Annotated in this window: 14 protein-coding genes; 8 read left to right on the top strand and 6 right to left on the bottom strand. The window is 47.7% G+C overall.

Going from position 1 to position 20,088, the window contains the following annotated elements; genetic code table 11:
• Positions 1 to 136: 136 nt before the first annotated feature.
• Positions 137 to 2,020 carry a cation:proton antiporter gene (locus H6F51_07490; GenBank protein ID MBD1822339.1) on the top strand — a complete coding sequence of 628 codons (1,884 nt, stop codon included), beginning with the start codon at positions 137 to 139 and terminating at the stop codon, positions 2,018 to 2,020.
• Positions 2,021 to 2,384: 364 nt separating this feature from the next.
• Here the strand turns inward: H6F51_07490 and H6F51_07485 are convergent, their stop codons facing one another.
• The 4 genes from H6F51_07485 to H6F51_07470 form a co-directional block, all read right to left on the bottom strand.
• Positions 2,385 to 3,266, bottom strand: coding sequence for a 50S ribosomal protein L11 methyltransferase (locus H6F51_07485; GenBank protein ID MBD1822338.1), 882 nt, complete (start codon positions 3,264 to 3,266; stop codon positions 2,385 to 2,387).
• Positions 3,263 to 3,943: a capsular biosynthesis protein gene (locus tag H6F51_07480; GenBank protein ID MBD1822337.1), complete on the bottom strand. Its 681-nt coding sequence runs from the start codon at positions 3,941 to 3,943 to the stop codon at positions 3,263 to 3,265. The genes H6F51_07485 and H6F51_07480 overlap by 4 nt, the downstream gene beginning before the upstream one ends.
• The gene (locus H6F51_07475) at positions 3,940 to 5,262 is read right to left on the bottom strand and encodes a carbohydrate-binding protein (protein ID MBD1822336.1); all 1,323 of its coding nucleotides are present in this window, start codon (positions 5,260 to 5,262) and stop codon (positions 3,940 to 3,942) included. Before H6F51_07475 ends, H6F51_07480 begins: the two co-directional genes overlap by 4 nt.
• A gap of 75 nt (positions 5,263 to 5,337) precedes the next feature.
• A complete protein-coding gene (locus tag H6F51_07470) occupies positions 5,338 to 5,913 on the bottom strand; it encodes a Uma2 family endonuclease (GenBank protein MBD1822335.1) in 576 nt (191 codons plus the stop codon).
• Between the two features lie 151 nt (positions 5,914 to 6,064).
• On the opposite strand from H6F51_07470, the gene H6F51_07465 reads away from it, so the two are divergent.
• The 3 genes from H6F51_07465 to H6F51_07455 all read left to right on the top strand — a co-directional run bounded on the left by H6F51_07465 (position 6,065) and on the right by H6F51_07455 (position 9,010).
• Positions 6,065 to 6,346: an HU family DNA-binding protein gene (locus H6F51_07465; GenBank protein ID MBD1822334.1), complete on the top strand. Its 282-nt coding sequence runs from the start codon at positions 6,065 to 6,067 to the stop codon at positions 6,344 to 6,346.
• A gap of 97 nt (positions 6,347 to 6,443) precedes the next feature.
• Complete coding sequence (locus H6F51_07460) at positions 6,444 to 8,336, top strand: ABC-F family ATP-binding cassette domain-containing protein (protein MBD1822333.1); 1,893 nt, start codon at positions 6,444 to 6,446, stop codon at positions 8,334 to 8,336.
• 2 nt (positions 8,337 to 8,338) lie between these two features.
• Positions 8,339 to 9,010 (top strand): DUF547 domain-containing protein, encoded by a 672-nt coding sequence (locus H6F51_07455; protein ID MBD1822332.1) that lies wholly within the window; start codon positions 8,339 to 8,341, stop codon positions 9,008 to 9,010.
• On the opposite strand, the gene H6F51_07450 is transcribed toward H6F51_07455, so the two are convergent.
• A complete protein-coding gene (locus H6F51_07450) occupies positions 9,007 to 10,722 on the bottom strand; it encodes an EAL domain-containing protein (protein ID MBD1822331.1) in 1,716 nt (571 codons plus the stop codon). The two genes, H6F51_07455 and H6F51_07450, sit on opposite strands and share 4 nt — an antisense overlap.
• Before the next feature lie 1,077 nt (positions 10,723 to 11,799).
• Here H6F51_07450 and H6F51_07445 point away from each other — a divergent pair.
• The 3 genes from H6F51_07445 to H6F51_07435 all read left to right on the top strand — a co-directional run bounded on the left by H6F51_07445 (position 11,800) and on the right by H6F51_07435 (position 18,358).
• Positions 11,800 to 13,131: an AAA-like domain-containing protein gene (locus H6F51_07445; protein MBD1822330.1), complete on the top strand. Its 1,332-nt coding sequence runs from the start codon at positions 11,800 to 11,802 to the stop codon at positions 13,129 to 13,131.
• Positions 13,128 to 16,649: an AAA-like domain-containing protein gene (locus H6F51_07440; GenBank protein ID MBD1822329.1), complete on the top strand. Its 3,522-nt coding sequence runs from the start codon at positions 13,128 to 13,130 to the stop codon at positions 16,647 to 16,649. Before H6F51_07445 ends, H6F51_07440 begins: the two co-directional genes overlap by 4 nt.
• Positions 16,650 to 16,774: 125 nt before the next feature.
• Positions 16,775 to 18,358 (top strand): hypothetical protein, encoded by a 1,584-nt coding sequence (locus tag H6F51_07435; protein MBD1822328.1) that lies wholly within the window; start codon positions 16,775 to 16,777, stop codon positions 18,356 to 18,358.
• Here H6F51_07435 and H6F51_07430 read toward each other — a convergent pair whose 3' ends face one another.
• On the bottom strand, positions 18,359 to 18,808 hold the full coding sequence (locus H6F51_07430) for a hypothetical protein (protein MBD1822327.1): 450 nt from the start codon (positions 18,806 to 18,808) through the stop codon (positions 18,359 to 18,361).
• A gap of 83 nt (positions 18,809 to 18,891) precedes the next feature.
• Here H6F51_07430 and nadA point away from each other — a divergent pair, with 83 nt between their 5' ends.
• Entirely contained in the window at positions 18,892 to 19,851 is a 960-nt protein-coding gene (gene nadA, locus H6F51_07425; protein MBD1822326.1) for a quinolinate synthase NadA, read from the top strand.
• Positions 19,852 to 20,088 lie beyond the last annotated feature (237 nt).

The raw sequence follows: 20,088 nt of genomic DNA, 5'->3' as shown, positions 1-20,088 counted from the left end.
TTGAGTAAAACCCGCGATTTCGTTGCAATTTCGCAATCTAATTTGCGATCGCGGCAACTTTTTGCGTCACGTTGGTCGCACAATGAGGACAGAAGTTCGGGAAAACGTTTTTATTTTGTCCCCCTTTTCTGCCGCTATGGATGCCACGCTTGAACTTACTTTGCAGATCGTCGTGACCGTGATGGCGGGAATTGGCGCTCAGGTGGTGGCAGAATGGCTAAAAATTCCAGCGATCGTGTTTTTGCTGCTGTTTGGGGTAATTCTGGGGGCGAGTGGGCTGAATTGGCTGCACCCGGATCAGTTGGGCACCGGATTAGAGGTGCTGATCGCGCTGTTAGTGGCGGTGATTTTGTTTGAGGGTGGGTTTAATCTGCAATTGCGGGAACTCGATCGCGTGTCGGGCAGCTTGCGGAATTTGGTGACGATCGGGGTGCTGATTTCGATTTTGGGGGGCGCGATCGCAGCACATACGTTGAGTGAATTTCCCTGGTCGATCGCGTTTGTGTATGCGGCATTAGTAGTGGTGACGGGGCCTGTGGTGATTAACTCGCTACTGCGGTATGTGAGAGTCGATCGACAGGTGGCAACGCTTTTAGAAGGAGAGGGGGTGTTGATTGATCCGATCGGCGCGATTCTAGCAGTGGTGGTGCTGAATGTGGTGCTGAATGGGCAGTCCGATTTAATCGGTGTTGCGATCGATTTGATTGTGCGGTTGGGGATTGGGGCGGGAATTGGGGCGATTGGGGCAGGATTAATGGGCGCTTTGTTGAGGAGAGCGACATTTTTATCCGACGATCTCAAAACGCTGGTGGTACTAGCAGGATTGTGGGGGTTGTTTGGGTTAGCGCAAACGATTCGCGGTGAAGCGGGATTGATGGCGACGGTGGTTGCAGGGATTGTATTACGTGCATTTGCGCTACCGGAAGAACGATTGCTCAAGCGATTTAAGGGACAGTTAACCACGCTAGCGGTTTCGGTATTGTTTATCTTATTGTCAGCAGATTTATCCATTCCAGGGATTTTTGCGCTGGGTTGGGGTGGATTGTTAACGGTATTCGTGCTGATGTTCGTTGTGCGCCCCTTGAATGTATTTGCTTGTACGTGGAATAGCGATTTGAATTGGCGACAAAAAATCTTTCTCAGTTGGGTTGCGCCTCGTGGAATTATTGCGGCTTCTGTGGCATCGATTTTTGCAATTTTGTTAACGCAACGAGGAATTAACGGCGGTGATTCGATTAAAGCGCTGGTATTTTTGACGATTATATTAACGGTCGTATTGCAGTCTGTGAGCGCACAAACGATCGCGAACCTATTAAAAATTACCGCAGAAGATACAACAGGTGCGGTGATTGTTGGGTGTAGTCCGCTAAGTTTGCTGATTGCGCGATTGTTCCGCGATCGGGGTGAGTCTGTTGCGCTGATTGATACTGATCCTGACTCTTATCCCACCGATGCAGATCTCAGAGTATTTATCAGCAGTGCGTTAGATACCGATGTCTTAGAAGAAGCGGGACTGGCATCTGTGGGAACCTTCCTAGCGATGACGAACAATGGTGAAGTGAATTTAGTGCTGGCGCAACGGGCGATCGAAGAGTTTGCGCCGCCGCGTGTTGTCTCGGTTTTTCCGGCGGATTCTGCCGCTTCAGTGAAGATTCAGCCTGCATTTACCCCACAATTTAACCTGAAAACCTGGAATCAATTTTTGTCAGACAGTGCCGTTAAGCTGGGTGAAACTGAGTTCAAATCAGAGAATTTTGAGGCGCAGCAAGCCCGACTTAGAGCAATGGCTGAAGCAGAAACGCTGTTGCCTGTATTGTTGGAGCGTGATCAGAGTTTACAGGTTTGTCTCGCAGATCTAACTTGGCAAGTGGGCGATCGATTAATTTACTTACTGCATGATCCAAAACCGAAATTGCTCAAGATCTTGGGCGGCTCGAATCAAACGCGATTAACGTTAGAAAAGCTGCCTGAGATTGAGGAAATTCCAGAAGAATTGGAAGTTAATTCTGATTTGGTTTGAGGCGGGTGCCGGTGTGAGGTTTTTTCGCTTTGGTTTGATTGGTTTCACCTAGCCAAGCAGTTTCTAGAGGTGAAGGTCTACGATCGCATCGGATTGATGAAAAGTATCTACCTCTTGTGCAAGGTGTAATACCAAATTGATTTTTGAGTGCTACAGATCTTGGAAGCCCCCTAAATCCCCCACGAGTGGGGGACTTCAAGCCAAATCTGTTTCGGATTCTCAAAGTCCCCCAGTATGGAGGATTTAGGGGGCGAAGGATCTGTCGCATTAATAAATTGATTCGGTATCACTCAAAGCCCCTCTATATGGCGAATTTAGGCAGCGATCCTGGTTTCAGCATCGAAGCGAATTCTTCTTGTCAAACTCAATGAAGCTGATAGACGATCGCAATCCAGTCTCCGAGTTGTTCTCGATCGATTCGTTCAAATCCCAAGGGTGTGAGCGTTTCGGTTAATTCTTCTTCGTATTCGATCGTGAATCCCGATAAGATTAATCGTCCCGTTGGTCGGAGTGCTGCTTTCAAATCTTCGCTCAAGTCAATCAGGATTCGAGCAAACATATTGGCAACAATCAGATCAAAGTTCTGAGCAGGCTCGATCGACAATGTTTCCGGAGCCTCGCCGCCCATCCAATGCCCTAAATCGCTGCCTTTGCCGAGACTGGCGCGATCGACTTTAACATCAACCGAATTTCGATCGATCGCGCGTTCAGTAGCTTCAACTGCGATCGCGTCGTTATCGATCGCATGAACCTGTGCGCCTAATTTCGCCATTGCCACACTCAAGATTCCAGTTCCACAACCCAGATCTAAAATCTCTAAGTCTGGCTTAACGTGGCGTTCAATCGATCGTAAACACAGTGTTGTTGTGGGATGAAAGCCGCTACCAAATGCTAGGCTTTCCTCGATGTTTAAGGCAATTTCATTTGATTGTGCTTCATAATTTCCATTCACAATCACAAATCTATCACCGATTCGATGTGTAGTAACGATGTTTTCTGATTCTTGTTCAACGACCATCATTTCTAATTCTGTTGTCATTCCAGTGCGATGAAGCGATGACAATGCTGTTTCGATTTGATTAATTTTGCTGCGATCGTCGTTCGGCAAATAAAAGCAAACATGGAATGCCCAAGGCTCAGAAGCGGATTCGATTTGTAGATTCCCTTCAAAATTAACCGTTGCTAAAAGAGATCGAATCCAATCGATCGCTTCACGGTTGGCATCTAAACTGAATTCGATCGTCATATCACCCCTTGAATTGCGGCTTCTGCGAGTGGAGCCATGATTTTATAACCTGCGTCGTTTGGATGTAACCCATCAACCGAAAGATGAGATTGTAGGAAACCTCGATCGTCTACCATCTGGCTGTGGTAATCGAGATAAACGCAGTCATTTTCTGCGCAATAGTTCTGAATCCAATCGTTGAGTGCCGCAATTTTGTCGAGAGGACGAGTAGCGGAAACCAGTTCACTCACTGGGAGTAGTGAAGCCAGAATCACGCGGATTTGGTGATATTTTGCAAGCTCGACGATCGACATCAGATTATCCTGAATTTGAGCGATCGTCGCGCTGCCTGTATTGCCTGCAATGTCATTCGTTCCAGCGAGAAGAATCACGGCTTTGGGACGAAGCGCGATCGCATCTGAACGAAACCGAATCAACATCTGCGGTGTCGTTTGTCCAGCAATTCCGCGATTGACATAAGACTGATTTTGAAAATAGCTCTGTAAATCCCAAAAATCAGTAATTGAATCACCAAAGAAAATGACGCGATCGAAATCTGGAATCAATTTAGTATTGGCTTGATCATAGTGCTGTAACTGAGAAAAATCAGTCATTCGCTCTTGAATCAGATCAAAACCGTAAACGCTCAGAGATTTAATCTGATTTAAGCGATGTGTAACTTTCTGAATCACATTCATTTCAAACTACGAGAAACATCGATCGATAAAGCATCCAGCGCTAAAGGATTCTGGCTGCCTTTACTCGAATTGAAAATCACCGAAACAGAATTATCACCTGCATTTAGCCAGACATTTTCGATTTTGATCGACTGCCACTGATTCCAGCCACCTGTTGCTGGAAACGCTTGTCGATCGATCAAACTTCGACCATTCACATAGACATACCGAACTGCGCTTTGGGGGGATGCGTATCGAAACACCAAATCATACCGACCCGAACAACCGATCGACACCTTAAACCGAGTCAAATCATTCTCAGTCTGACTCATTACATAATTTGGCTGAACGCTAGTTGCGACGAAATTCTCGGCTTGAACAGTTCTTGCGGTCGAAAGTGAAATTGCAGCATTCAGAGCATCGATCGCGCTTGTTTGTCGAGTTGCATCGGCTTTATCGATCGTTCCTGCCCAATTCAAACCAAACTGATTTTTCGCATTGCGATTTGCCCAGATCGACTCTGCATTTCTGGCAATGAATTCGCGATAAGCTGGCTTGGGACTGACGCGATACAAGTCCGTCAAATTCCGCATAAAAATTCCTTTGAATTGCGGCCCATCATTGCCGCAGTCATTGTTGTCTTCGCAAGGTTCGCGCAGAATGCCATTGCGGGCGAGTTTTACGATCGACGCATCCGCGATCGCTTCCGCCTGCTTCAATAACTCCGCATCTTTTGTGCCTCGATACAAATCCACTAATGCACCGATCAAAACGCCTTGATTGTATGTCCAGATTGTTTTTCCATTGTTGCGGCAGTTGCTATCTAAACCATCATTCACTAAGTTCTCAGCATTGATCATTCCGCTTTGCTGATACCAGTTCCAAATCTTTTGCGACCATTCTAAATAGCGTTTATCGTTTGGTTCACGTAGATTTAACTTTGCTGCAACCGAAAGTAATAATCCGTTAGTAATCGCATTTTTGTAATTTAACTCGCGTTTGTGCCAGTACAATCCGCCATTACAAACGTTATCCCAACCTTTGGTCATGTCCCAGAAGATGAACTTGGCTTGGTCTAAATACTTCTGTTCACCTGTGAGATCATAGGCTCGAATCCAAGCGATCGCCCACCAGCCATCATCATCCCGAAACCAAGGATTGATAAAATTCGCATACCTCGGCTTCTGATAGAACGTATTAAAAATATTGCCGCGATACGTGAGGGAATCGGTTAGGCGCGAATATTCGATCGTTGCTTCCAGCGCATTTGCCGCATTCCACCAGTTCGAGGTATCCCACAAGCCCGTACCCGTGTTGTAAAACATCTGTAAAGCTGCCATTCCTGCCGCAATTCCGGGCTGGCACGTCGCGGGTACAACCATGTTTCACTTGCCAAAATGCTTCAAGAATAGACCCTACCAGACGATCGCCAAATTCAGCACAAATCCCGGTAAAACATTTTCACCCTCTAGTGAAGTCGGATTATCTAACACTTCAACCGATTGATCCGAGCGATAAATCTCCACGCGGCGGGTTTTACGATCGATCAACCAACCTAATCTCACGCCATTCTCGATGTACTCTCGCAGCTTGGCTTGAGTTTCTTCTAAAGTGTCAGACGGGAACATCAGTTCCAGCACAAAATCGGGTGCGATCGGAGGAAATTTTTCCTGCTGTTCAGGGGTGAGGGCATCCCAACGCGATCGCTCAATCCACGCGACATCGGGCGCTCTAGTTGCTCCATTCGGCAACTTGAATCCCGTTGAAGAATCAAAACAAACACCTAACTGAGCTTGACGATTCCAGATACCGAATTCAGCAGCTATCTCAAAGTTACGATTTCCGGTGGTTCCGCCTGAAGGAGACATAATTAAAATCTTTCCGGTTGCATCCCGTTCAAACTTGACATCGGGATTTGCCCGACAGAGTTGGTAAAACTGCTCGTCGGTTAGATCAATCACGGGTTTAAGATCGAACGCTGAAAGCAGCATAACTGACACTTGAGTTCTACACTCTAATGATACTTTGTGTTAGGAAATTGCATAGTACGATTGAACTTTGCAAAATCTTGCACTACAATGCAGCGGATTATGTTGGAATCTACGTTGGAATTTACGTTGGAATTATTGTGAGGACACACAAATGAACAAAGGTGAATTAGTAGACGCGATCGCTCAAAAGGCAAGCGTAACTAAGAAAGAAGCAGATGCAATCTTAACGGCGATGGTCGATACCATTTTGGAAACTGTTGCCAGTGGGGATAAAGTGACGATCGTAGGATTTGGTAGCTTTGAAGCGCGGGAACGTCAAGCCCGTGAAGGACGCAACCCGGCAACCGGGGCGGCAATTCAAATTCCAGCGACACGAGTTCCGGTATTTGCAGCAGGAAAAGGATTCAAAGACCGAGTGGCACCGCAAGAGTAGAGAGTAGGGAGCAGGGGTAGATTGTTAATTCTCCCTACTCCCCACTCCCCACCTCAATCAGTGCTACCGTTGATGAGCGGGTTTCGTTCAATCAATCATGAGTGTTCTAACGCTACGATCGGTCAAAAAAGATTTCGGCATCAAAGAAATTGTGCGCGATGCCAGTTTTACGCTAGAAGCAGGCGAAAAAGTCGGACTGATTGGAACGAATGGATCAGGAAAATCGACTTTGCTGAAGATGATCGGCGGATTGGAATCGATCGACGCAGGCGAGCTGACGAAAACTTCAGGCAGCCGGATGATCTACCTGCCGCAGCAGCCTGATCTTGACCCAGAGCGAACGGTTTTAGAACAAGTTTTTGCAGATAGCGGCGATCAGATGTCGCTGGTGAAAGAATACGAGCAGCTATCTGAGCAGTTAGCCCATGCAAACGGCAATTCTGATGCGACTATGGCGCAATTGTCGCAGGTGACGCAGAGGATGGATTCGCTCAACGCTTGGGAACTGGAAACCAAAGCGAAGATCATTTTAACGAAGCTCGGAATTCAAGATCTCAACGCCAAAATTGAACAGCTCTCCGGAGGCTATCGGAAACGAATTGCGCTGGCGACTGCATTGTTATCAGAGCCGGATGTCTTATTAATGGACGAGCCGACCAACCATTTAGATGCACTGTCGATCGAATGGTTGCAAAGCTATCTCAGCAGATTTCGGGGTGCATTGCTCCTCGTAACGCACGATCGCTATTTCCTCGATCGCGTCACCAATCGAATCATCGAACTCGATCGCGGCGAACTCTACAGCTATAACGGCAATTATTCTTACTATCTGGAGAAGAAAGCCGCGCAAGAAGCTTCTGAGGCGAGTTCACAACGCAAGCATCAAGGCGTATTACGACGAGAATTAGAATGGCTCAAACGAGGAGCCAAAGCCCGCAGCACCAAACAGAAAGCCCGGATCGATCGCGTTCACGATATGCAGGAAACTGAGTTTAGACAAGCTCAGACTAAAGTGCAGATCTCAACTGCAGGACGGCGCATTGGTAAAAAGGTTGTTGAACTGGATCACGTCGCGAAAGGGTTTGGCGATCGTACCCTAATCAAAGATTTCACCTATAATTTCAACCCTGAAGATCGAGTTGGGATCATCGGCGGAAATGGTGCAGGAAAATCGACGCTTCTCAATTTAATTACAGGCAGACTTGAGCCGGATTCGGGCACGATCGAAACCGGAAGTACAATTCATTTTGGCTACTTTGATCAGCATTCTGACGATCTTTTGATCAACGAAAATCAGCGCGTGATCGAGTATCTAAAAGACGTGGCGGAACTAGTCAAAACCTCAGAAGGTGAAGTGATCACCGCGTCTCAAATGTTAGAGCGCTTTCTGTTTCCACCAAATCAGCAATATGCGCCAATCAATAAGTTATCGGGTGGAGAAAGACGGCGTTTATTCTTACTCCGAGTATTGATGAGCGCACCGAATGTTCTAATTCTCGACGAACCGACTAACGATTTAGATGTGCAAACTTTAGCGGTTTTAGAAGACTATCTAGAAGATTTTAACGGCTGCGTCATAGTGGTGTCGCACGATCGTTATTTTCTCGATCGTACCGTTGATAAAATCTTCGCCCTCGAATCAGGCGGCAACGTGCGCGAGTATCCAGGAAATTACTCGATTTATCTAGATTACAAAAAGGATGAAGAAGTTACTGTCGAAAAAGCACCAGAACCGAAGCCAATCGCAGCAAAATCTGTTTCTAATAAACCGCGTAAATTATCTTTCAAAGAGAAGCGCGAACTTGAAACTCTAGAAACGAAAATTCCTGAACTCGAAGCGGAAAAAGCAGCGATCGAGAAAAAACTCTACAACAATCCACCCGCTGGATTTACCGAAGTTCAGAAACTTTCTGAACAATTAGCAAAGCTAGAAGAACAAATCGAAACGTCTACGATTCGCTGGATGGAACTCTCTGAAATTGAGGGATAACAATGGATTTTGAACCCTGGAACAAGCTCTTACAGACATATGTAAACGATCGCGGACAAGTCGATTACGTTCGTTGGAAACAAGAACAGCCTAACGCAGTCACAGAATGGATCTCATCTCTAGAATGGAGCGATCCCACACCCGATGAGCAATTAAGTTTGTGGATTAACCTCTACAATGCCTTTGTCATTGAAAAAATTCTGCCGCGCTATCCGATCCGATCAATTCAGCCTAAAATTCTCGGCATTCCCAATTGGATTGCCTTTTTTCAATTCTTTTTCAATCGCGATCGCACTGCATTCAATCAGAAATTCAGCTTAGGACAAATCGAAAACGAACGCTTGAGAAAACAATTTCAAGATCCGCGCATTCATTTTGCGATCGTCTGCGCCTCGATCGGCTGCCCGTTGTTAAGAAATGAAGCCTATTTTCCCAATCGCGTGAATCAGCAACTTGAAGCCGACAAAAATCGATTTATTCAAAACCCCGAAAAAGTAAAATACGATGCCGATCGCAATGTTTTGCACTGTAGCAAAATTTTCAAATGGTATCGCCAAGATTTTCTCAACGTTGCCCCCTCGATCGCCGAATACATTAACCCAGCAATCCCTAAAAACGCCAGAATTTCTTATCTGGATTATGACTGGAGCCTAAATCAAATCCCCACTTATTAAAGTCGTCGATCTTTCTTCAGAAGAGATTGCATTTCCTCTGCCGAAATCGGCGGACTATAGAAATATCCTTGAATTGCATCACATCCTCGATCGCGGAAGAACTCCAACTGATTTTGGTTCTCGATTCCCTCCGCCACAATGTGCAACCTTAACCCTTTTGCCATGCTGATAATGGCATCAGAAATCGCAACTGCACCCTCGCTCGAATGAATTTGCTTCACAAACGTTCGATCGATCTTCAACGCATCGATCGGCAACTGATACAGATAATTCAGCGACGAATAGCCCGTACCAAAATCATCGATCGAAATCTCAATTCCTAATGCTTTGAGCGCCTTTAAAGTACAGATTGTCATCTGCACATCCTGCATCACACAGCTTTCCGTCAACTCCAAAATCAGCAATTTTGGATCAATCCCCGTTTCCTCCAGAATCGCTTCCACTCGCTTTGGTAGATCCTGCTGCTGAAACTGTCGCATCGACAAATTGACTGACACTTGCAGCGGCTGCAAATAGAAGTCTTGCCACTGTTTTGCATGTTGACACGCCGTTCTCAGCACCCATTCCCCTAGCGGCACAATCAAACCCAGCTCTTCCGCGATCGGAATAAACGTGTCCGGAGATACAATGCCTCGCGTTGGATGATGCCACCGCACCAGCGACTCCACCCCAACGATCTGCCCCCTCCTCAAATCCACTTGCGGCTGATAATACACCCGAAACTCAGCCCGCTCGATCGCTTTGACCAAATCCATCTCGATCAAGCGCCGCTCCATCTCCAGCGCATCCAACTCAGCATCATAGCGCCGATAAGCGGATATAGTGGGCTGCTGACACCAATGTTGGGCTGTTTCCGCTTGAGTTAATAAGTCCTGCGGCGTTCCCTCCGCCTGATCCGTCCAGGTCATTCCAAGGCTGATGTTCAATCGAATCTCGCGACCGTCGATCACACAGGGCAGCGTCACGCGATCGAGCAGCATCTGAGCATAGGCTTCGAGTTCCACTCCCGACACATCTCTCAGCACAATCCCAAACTGATCCCCATTGAGCCGCGCTAAAAATCCATTCGATTGCACAATCTTGCTCAGACGGTTAGCAATCATTTGCAGCACGATATCGCCAACCGTGTGCCCAAAGCTGGAATTAATCACATGGAAGCGCCGCAGATTCAGACACAGCACTGCAATAGAAGACTGAGTATCAGACTGCAGAGTCAGTAGGTTTTGCAGATGCTGATACAACAAGCCGCGAGTCGGTAAGTTGGTCAACGGATCGAGCATTGCACCGCGACGGAAGGCTGCGGTTGCCTGATGTTGTTGAGCAGCATACCGTTGAATGAAGGCTGCCTGCTTCTTCAGGCGGGTTGAAATCGCGCCGACTAGCTCATTCACCGAACACGGTTTAACGAGATAGTCATCTGCGCCTAAATTCATTCCATAGCGCATATCGCGCTGTTCGCTTTTTGCTGTCAGAAACACAACCGGAATGGTCGAAGTCTGCGAAGTCGATCGCAGCGACTCTAAAACACCATAGCCATCAAGCTCTGGCATACAGATATCGCAAAGCACAAGATCCGGAAGATAGGCATTGGCTTTATGAATTCCGACTTGACCATTTTCTGCTTCGATCGCCCGGAATCCTTCGAGTTCCAGAATTTCAAGCAGATTGTTCCGGATCAGCTCATCGTCTTCGATTACAAGAATGGTCTTCATTAGAAGTAAATCAGCCTACGCAACTCATCAACTGATCGAATAAAAACGAATGTCAAACGAGATTGTAATGGGGCAGTGTATGAAGGTAAAAATAAACTGTAAAGCGTTATCTGGCAAAAAATTGTGGAGAGGAACTAAAGAATTGTTCAGTCCCGAACTGCACTAATCAGCCGTGTAATAGTTTGCAGGGCCGCAATTAACCTCACAAGAACCTATCCTATTTACGCGAGATTGTCCATCAATTACGATCGCCTCAACTCTGCGGCTTTTAAGTTCGGTCGCTTTGTTTCGGGTTAACGCTTTGTTTCGGATTAACATTGTCTCGAAGTTCTAGATAGGGTTGACATCATATCCTCATCCCTCATGCACCCTGATTACTTAATTTCAGCTAAGTCGGAATTAAGTAATTTTCTATTTGAATATTTCTACTATCTGGATCGAAGCAGAATCGCCTTTTTACTCACCTCTAAGAGCCTCAGCACTGCGTATCCTACTTAACCGGGAAAATACGGATGCAATGCAGACTTTACCTTTGCTTAGTTTGCCTCTGAATACCCCGATTGGCTACTGAAGATCACGACTTAAGTCCACCACTTAAGCCGAAAATGCTGCGATCGGGGGATTGAGCAACAGTTAAACGATTTGGGCGCTTACGGAAAATAGCCTGAATAGCGCAGCTGTCAAGCGCCAGAGCGCTTATTATTTTACTACTTCACCTCTAATTCGCTGAAATTGGTTCAGATTCATCATTCATCCATTTGCCGTATCAAATCACGCCATTTTGCGGATACACAAAAGTTACACTGCAAACTTGCATAATGATTTAGATTTTCGTCGTTAAAATGAATCCAAAAAAAGTAATTTGTGAATTTGCTGTGCGGCAAGAATTTTAGACAAACTTATACTGGCTAGAGATGACTGAATCCAATCATCTAGTCCGAAGTCCTTTCACTGAATTAACTCAGCGGCAAGCTTTTTGCCGGTAAAATCTTTTATTCTACTTAAAAAGCTAGAAATCACGTTATTGCTTATGTGTATTTCCAAAGCCTATTCTATTTGTCAGGTTAATGTCTATCCATGTCAAATGCACCGTCTCCACGCCAGCCCGCGAAGCGCAAACGAGGAGTTATCCTTAGCGCTCGCGGCTGGCAACGCCTCCAAGCTGCTGAAGCGAGATTCAATCAACAGCAACATTCTGGTAAGCCTTACACACTCCAAGAGCTAAGCGAACGAACGGAATTGAGTCCAAACACCTTAGCACGAGTGCGGAGCCGCAAGGTTGCCGTTGATCAACATACTTTAGAGAACTACTTTCGGGCGTTTGACCTGAGGCTCAGCCCCGAAGACTATACTGATGCAGACAGTCCGCCCTTCAACCGACAGAGCCTGCTTGCAAACGGGCAGTTGCCGATCGATTCGCCGTTTTACGTCTACCGTCCGCCGATCGAAGCGCTGTGCTATGAAGCGTTGATGCAGCCTGGAGCCTTGGTGCGCGTCAAAGCGCCTCGGCAAATGGGAAAAACCTCGCTCGTGTCGAGAGTCCTCACCCAGCTCAGAGAGCAGCACTATCACACTGCGATTATTAGCTTGCAGCTAGCCGATGCGTCTGTATTAACGGATTTGCGGCGATTTTTACAGTGGTTCTGCGCGATCGTGTCGCAAAATTTCGGCTTGCACAATCACCTCGATCGCCACTGGGATGATTTGTTTGGCAACAGCTACAACTGCACCAACTACTTTGAAAATTACATTCTTACCGAGATTACCGAGCCGATCGTGCTGGCGCTCGATGAAGTGGATGCTGTGTTTGAGCATCCAGAAATCGCGGCTGATTTTTTTGGAATGTTGCGGGCATGGTATGAAAAATCGCGCTATGGCGATGCGAAAAGTGAACTTTGGCAGAAACTACGGCTGGTGCTGATTCACTCGATTGAAGTCTATGTCCCGCTGCATCTGAATCAATCGCCGTTTAATGCGGGGTTGCTGGTTGAGCTACCAACGCTGAATGCAGAACAGGTGCTTGATCTGGCGCAACGCTATGGGTTTGAGGATCTCGAAACTGCGGCAGAGGCGCTATTGAACTTAACGGGCGGCAATCCTTATTTGGTGCAGGTGGGTCTGCATCACTTGAGCCTTCAGAGCGTTAGCCTTGAGGAATTATTGCGATCGACCAGCAGTGATGGCGTATATGGGAATCATTTACGGAATCTTTTGTGGGATCTGCAAAAATATCCAGAGTTAATGGCAGCATTAAGGCGGGTGGTGTTCTCGGACGCGCCCGTAGAAGTGGAACCACTTCAAGCCTTTAAGCTTCAGAGCAAAGGGTTAGTGCGAATGAAGAATTCTCTGATTTCGCCAAGCTGCGAACTGTATCGTCAATTCTTTCAGCAAGCACTTTCGACACTGTGACTGTTCAAGGCTCGAATTCGCGCTATCAGGTGGGGGGCAGTTTGCCGCCGGATGTGGCGTGTTACGTCGAGCGCAAAGCCGATGAGGAGCTATATCAAGCGCTGCTTGCGGGTGAATTCTGCTATGTGTTTAATTCGCGGCAGATGGGAAAGTCGAGCTTGCGGGTGCGATCGATGCAGCGGCTGCGGCAAGCAGGGGTACAGTGCTGCACGATCGATATGACTGGAATTGGCGTGCAGCAGGTGAGCGCAGAGCAGTGGTATGCCTCGATCGCGGCGGCGCTAGTCAGTAGTTTTGACTTAGAAATTGAGCTTGGGCGGTGGTGGCGCGATCGCGCGCATTTGACGTTTGTGAAGCGGTTAGAACAGTTTTTGGAGACGGTTTTGCTCGCGCAGATCCAGCAAAACGTTGCAATTTTAATCGACGAAATTGATAGTGTGCTGGCACTCAAGTTTCCCGCTGATGATTTTTTTGCGTTGATTCGCTCTTGTTATCACCAGCGATCGGAAAATCCTGCATTTCGACGGTTGAGTTTTGCGCTGTTTGGAGTGACAACGCCTGCCGAACTAATCAGCAACAAACAAAGAACGCCGTTTAATATTGGCAGAGCGATCGAGCTTGCAGGATTTCAGTTTTCTGAATCAGCTCCTTTGATCGAAGGCTTAAGGCGAGTGGTGAAAAATCCAGAATTGGTGCTGCACCAGATTCTAAGGTGGACAGGCGGACAGCCGTTTCTGACTCAGAAGTTCTGCGAGATTGTAGTGCGCGAGGCTTCCGAGCAGTCTACAGAACCAGGCGAAACTGTCGCGATTTCCCCACTGACGCTGGAGTATTGGTTTCAACTGCGCGCGATCGACAATTGGGAAGCGCAAGATCGCCCCGAACATCTGAAAACTATTCGCGATCGCATTGTCGCTGATCAAGGCCGAATTGGACGGCTATTGGAGTTGTATCAGCAAATTCTACGATCGCCTAAGCTCGATATCGATCAAAACTATCCTTTATTTCAGCAACGACATCAGGGTATTGAAATCGATAACAGCGTCGAACAAATCGCTTTACTGCTGTCTGGATTAGTTAAGCGATCGGACGGATATCTCCGCGTTAAGAATCCCGTGTATGAAGCGGTGTTTAATCTTAGCTGGATTGATCGACAATTTGCCAAATTGCGTCCGTATTCCGAGGCACTGACACAGTGGAAAAATTCCGGTTATGAAGATGAATCGCGATTGTTGCGGGGACAAGCGCTAATCGATGCGCGAAACTGGTCGATCGGAAAACAACTCAGTGACGACGATTACCGCTTTCTCTCTGCCAGTCAAACGCTGCAAGAACAGACCACGCTGCGCGATCTTGAAGCCGATCGCGCTCAAGTGATCGCGGCACGACTGGTACTAGAGCGCAGAAATACAAAGCTCCAGCGCCAACTTTTAGTGTTGCTGAGCGCGGTATTAGTGATCGCGATCGCGCTGGGGTCGATCGCGTCTGTGCAGTATCAGCAGGCAACTCGGAGCAGCATCATCGCGATGACCAGCAATTCCGAGTTGCTTTACGCTCTAGGGCATGGATTAGATGCCATGATCGAAGCGCTCCGTGCCCGTGCAATCGCGCAAGAATCGCACATTCAGGATCGTGAAGTTTTGGCCCAAGTCGATCGCGTGTTGGGGCAAGCTGTTTACACGGCGGCTGAGTCGAATCGGCTGTCGGGTCATACCGGCGGAATTCGCGCCGTGAGCTTTAGTCCTGATGGAGATTTTATTGCCACGGCATCTGAAGATCAAACCGTCAAGCTCTGGCACAAAGATGGATCTCCGGTTACAACCCTAAAGCAGCATACCGGAAGTGTGTTTGCGATCGCGTTTAGTCCTGATGGGGAACTGATCGCGACCGGGGGTGCAGATAATATGGTGCAGTTGTGGAGCCATGATGGTTGGCAAATACAGCGGCTGAGCGGACATGAGGACACAGTTTATGGAGTCGCATTTAGTCCCGATAATCGCACGATCGCAACTGCCAGCGCCGATCGTACCGTGAAACTCTGGTCGCGCCAGGGTCAATTCATCCAGACGCTGAACGGGCATCAACAAGGGGTAAATGCGGTCGCGTTTAGTCCAGATGGCGAGTTGATTGCAACCGCCAGCGCCGATCGCACGATCAAACTCTGGACGCGCACAGGTCGCTTGATCAAAACCTTATCGGGGCATGAAGATTCGGTGCGATCGGTTGCCTTTAGTCCAGACGGAAGCGAAATTGCTTCAGCGAGCCTCGACGATACGATCGGGCTATGGAGTCGATCGGGAAACCTGATTCGCAGAATTGAAGCGCAAAGCGATGGTGTCAATTGCGTCATGTGGAATCGACATCAGCAAACCTTTGCCTCGGTTGGATTTGATAAAACCCTAAAGCTATGGCAGCGCAATGGAACATTAGTGCGAACGCTGCCAGGACACGAAAATGGAATTTGGGCAGCAGCCTACCACCCAAGCGGACAAACGATCGTCACTGGCAGTGCGGATAAAACTGCCAGAATTTGGCAACTCAACAACGGGTTAATGACGCGCCTCGAAGGACATCAAAGTGATGTGAATCAAGTTGCTTTTAGTCCCGACGGGAATTGGCTGGTGTCGGCAAGCAAGGATCGATCGGTGAAGCTCTGGTCACAAAGCGGTAATTTTATCCGGGATTTGAAGAGTGATGGCGGTTGGAAATTGGATACAAAATTTAGTCCAACGGGTGAAGAGATTATCGCAACTGGATTAGACGGGATAGTAGAGCGCTGGAAGTTAGATGGTACAGCAATTAAACCAATCCCAAATCTCAGCATTGGTGCGATCCAAAGCTTAGACTATCATCCGCTCGGCACTTTTCTTGTCATTGCCGGACAGGATAAACGCTTGCGAATCTGGAATCTGCGAAGAGGCGTTGTGAAATCCTGGGTTGCCCACGGCGCGCCGATTCAAAAGGTTGCTTTTAGTCCCGATGGTCGCTCGATCGCGTCTTCGAGTTTAGATGGCAGCGTCAAACTCTGGCAAGCCGACACCGGAAAATTCTTAACTTCATTCGTTGGACATGATGGGGAAGTTAGAGCGATCGCGTTCTCGAGTTTAATTCTGGCGACGGGTGGACTCGATCGCACGATTAAACTTTGGAAGCTCGATGGCACCCTAATCAAAACGTTACTGGGACATCAAGATCAAATCTACAGTCTGACGTTTAGTCCAGATGGAACCCTACTCGCTTCAGCCAGTTTAGATAAAACGATCAAAATCTGGACGAACACAGGCGAATTGATCGCAACCTTGAGCGGTCATACCGATGGCGTTCACAGCGTTGCCTTTAATCCGGATGGAACGTTGTTAGCCTCCGGAAGCCGCGATCACACGGTCATACTCTGGAACTTTGAGCAGGTCTTGAAGACGCATCCCTCAGCCTCAGCCTGTGGCTGGGTGGCGAATTATCTCTCGACAAACACTGCCTTGAGTGAATCGATTCGATCGCTCTGTAGCCACAATCCGTAATCGATCGCCCTTGCTTGTAGATCCCTCTGAATTAAAGGGGTGCAAAACCTGCAAGATAAGACATAACTATCACAGGCTTTTCCCCATAGTTAGAAGAGGGCAAATTGATTGTGATGTCTAATGTGATGTGGTCTGATCCAACTCGTCAACCGTTACCGATCATTATGATTCGTGGATTTGCGGCGGGGGATAGTGCAGACGAACGGCGATTAACTTATCAGGGATTCAATGATGGCAGTGTCTATCCACAGAAACGGGGTGAGAACTACATCTACGAAGGAATGGTTTTGCGGTTTATCAAATCGGATTGGCGCTACAACGATGCCACCAATGTAGTCGGCTACTATCCGAGCCAAATGGCAACGCCGCCTGTGATTCCAGAGGAACTCAAGGTCTTTGATCCGCATTTCTTTAGCGGTCGCATCATTATCGATCCAGCCATGGCGCTGCATTTTCTGCGATCGGATGAGCCGTGGAAGAGTTTGTGGGTGTTTCGCTATTACGATCTGTGCGATCGTACCTTTCCGGTTTACGGTGAAGCGCTGGTGCGGTTAATCGATTTTATTCGGGCGCTCTGTGCGCTTAAATCTCAAGGCGCAAAACCCAAAGTCAATATCATCGCGCATTCAATGGGTGGTTTAGTGGTACGGGAAGCGATTCAGCGCACGTATCCAAAACGCAGTGCAACGGCGGCTGATGAAGCGATTAATAAGATTGTGACGCTCGGAACGCCGCATAAAGGGGTGTCATTCCAACTGCTAAAAGATTTGCGCTGGTTGCCGATCGAGTCTGCAAACGAGCTAGAACATTTCAACCCAGACAACCAAGCTGATCCTAGCAATCCCACTTCTGCTGTGAACTTTGCGCGACATTTTCCGCTCGATCGTATGCTTTGTGTGGTGGGCACAAACTATCGGGCTTACAACAATCAAGCGGCGGCATTGCTGAATCGACTTTCACCGATCGCGGGTGAAATGGGAATGAACTTCAACCGGAGTGATGGTTTAGTCAAACTGAGTTGTGCCCAAATCGACGGTGCGCCTCGCACGTTTATTCATAAGTCGCATGGTGGTTTTGATTCGATTATTACGTCGCGGGAATCGTTTGAGATTGCGACCCGCTTCTTTTATGGAGATGTGCGAACTCGGCTGCGCCAAGTACGAGCACAGGTCAAACGAGGCTTTGACTTCTTCGGCAAGAGCGAGTTTTTCTTCGGGGTGTCGGTGAAGCCGCGAGGGGTTGATTTTGAATTGTTCCATCAAAGTAGAGAGGCTGAAAACTGTTACGGGCCGTTCCGCACTGGAGACTTCAGCGATGCGGATTTGTCGTTGCCTTGGGCAGATGACCAAAAGCTGATTTGGGAGGGCTATCTCAACCTGAAAGCGAGTTTGTCGCAGACCGATTTGGTGATGCGACTGGAATTTTATGTCGGTGAGCGCGATCTCTTTGGGGTTGGTTTTTCTGACAATATTGTGTTCGCGAAACAATACTATGTTCGTGCTGTTTTACAGCCTTCATTGGAACTGTATTTATACAACAGCGAGGAGTTTGCCAGCGATGATCCAATGCGGAATGCGACTCCGATGCGTCAAGTTCCGGGCGGTTGGGAATTTGATGTGATGGGGACAGGATTTACTGGCACGTATCGAATTGAGTTCGATCGCATCCCCGAAACCGGAACACCAGTGCCCCTGACTCTAGGTACTTGATTAGCAAAAACAGCTCATCGGTGAACTGAAACAGTGATCGCGTGAACTAAAACAGCTCATCGGTGAACTGGAATAGCTCATCAGAGAACTAAAATAGCTCATCGGTGAACTGAAACAGCGATCGCGTGAACTAAAACGGCGATCGCGTGGACTGGAATAGTGCATCGGATCACTAAAACAGCGATCGCGTGGACTAAAACAGTGCATCGGATCACTGAAATAGCTCATCGTTGGGCAAAAAACACCTTTCATCCGCCAGTATTGAATCAATGGAGTCCGATTTCCCGATGCCGGGGACGAGTTTGTATGTGAGTGTGTTGACGCGGTATTGTCGATCGACTCGTTGAGGTCGATGGAGGTCGATCTCTGCGAAATCGCCTCCGTCAAAACGCCTAACCCTCCAACCACGATCACCCTCACTTTGCGCGATCGCGCCTTACCGATCGACATTGGTAGTTTCAGCCATAAAGATACTTTTATTTTTGGTAGTTTAGACTATAATTATTGAAACTCCCTACCGGATCGATCGCGCTATGTTTACGACTGTTGCTCCGACTAAACCTTCCCTGCCGCGTGACTTATTGGGTGCGATCGCGGAACTCAAACGCGAAATGAATGCTGTGATTTTGGCGCACTATTACCAAGATCCAGACATTCAAGATGCCGCAGATTATCTTGGAGACTCACTTGGACTCTCCCAACAAGCTGCTCAAACCGATGCAGATGTGATCGTGTTTGCAGGCGTTCACTTCATGGCAGAAACCGCCAAGATTCTCAATCCCGATAAGTTGGTGCTACTGCCCGATCTCAATGCAGGCTGTTCCCTTGCGGATAGTTGTCCGCCGGATCAATTCGCGCAGTTCAAAGCAAAATATTCAGATCATTTGGTAATTTCCTACATAAATTGCACCGCAGAAATCAAGGCAATGAGCGACATTATCTGCACTAGCGCCAATGCAGTGAAGATCGTCAATCAAATTCCTGCGGATCAGCCGATTATCTTTGCCCCCGATCGCAACCTCGGTAAATACGTGATGGAGCAAACCGGACGCGATATGGTGCTGTGGCAAGGAAGCTGCATGGTGCATGAAACCTTCTCCGAAAAGAAGATGGTGCAGTTAAAAATGCAATATCCAGAAGCCGAAGTGATTGCTCACCCGGAATGTGAAGAAGCGGTTCTGCGCCATGCTGAATACATTGGATCAACGACGGCATTGCTGAAATACTGCCAAAAGAGCGATCGCACCTCGTTTATCGTTGTGACTGAGCCCGGCATCATCCACCAGATGCAGAAAGCTGCACCGGATAAACAATTTATTCCGGCTCCCCCGCTCAACAACTGTGCGTGTAACGAATGCCCCCATATGCGGCTAAACACGCTGGAAAAACTTTACCTAGCAATGAAACACAAAACGCCTGAAATCACCTTGCCAGAATCGACTCGGATTGCCGCTTTACAACCGATCGAGAAAATGCTGGCGATGAGCGTATAATGGCAGCGATTTATTGCACGATCGATCGCAGTTATTCAATGATGTGAGTTCAGCAAAATGGTCTTTGCTGCGTTTATATCCTCGGATTGCCCCCTAAATCCCCCATTCTGGGGGACTTTGAAGGTGAAGGAATCCTTCGCTTTTGGGGAACATCTTTTTTCTAAATCCCCCACGAGTGGGGGATTTAGGGGGCACACATCCGCTAACAACGAAGCAAAAATTTAATCGGACTGACAT

Source organism: Cyanobacteria bacterium FACHB-DQ100, from assembly GCA_014695195.1.
In the GTDB taxonomy this organism is placed as follows: Bacteria; Cyanobacteriota; Cyanobacteriia; order Leptolyngbyales; family Leptolyngbyaceae; genus Leptolyngbya.
The sequence above is the reverse complement of the archived record's forward strand: the minus strand, read 5'-3'. Positions and strand labels throughout refer to the sequence as shown.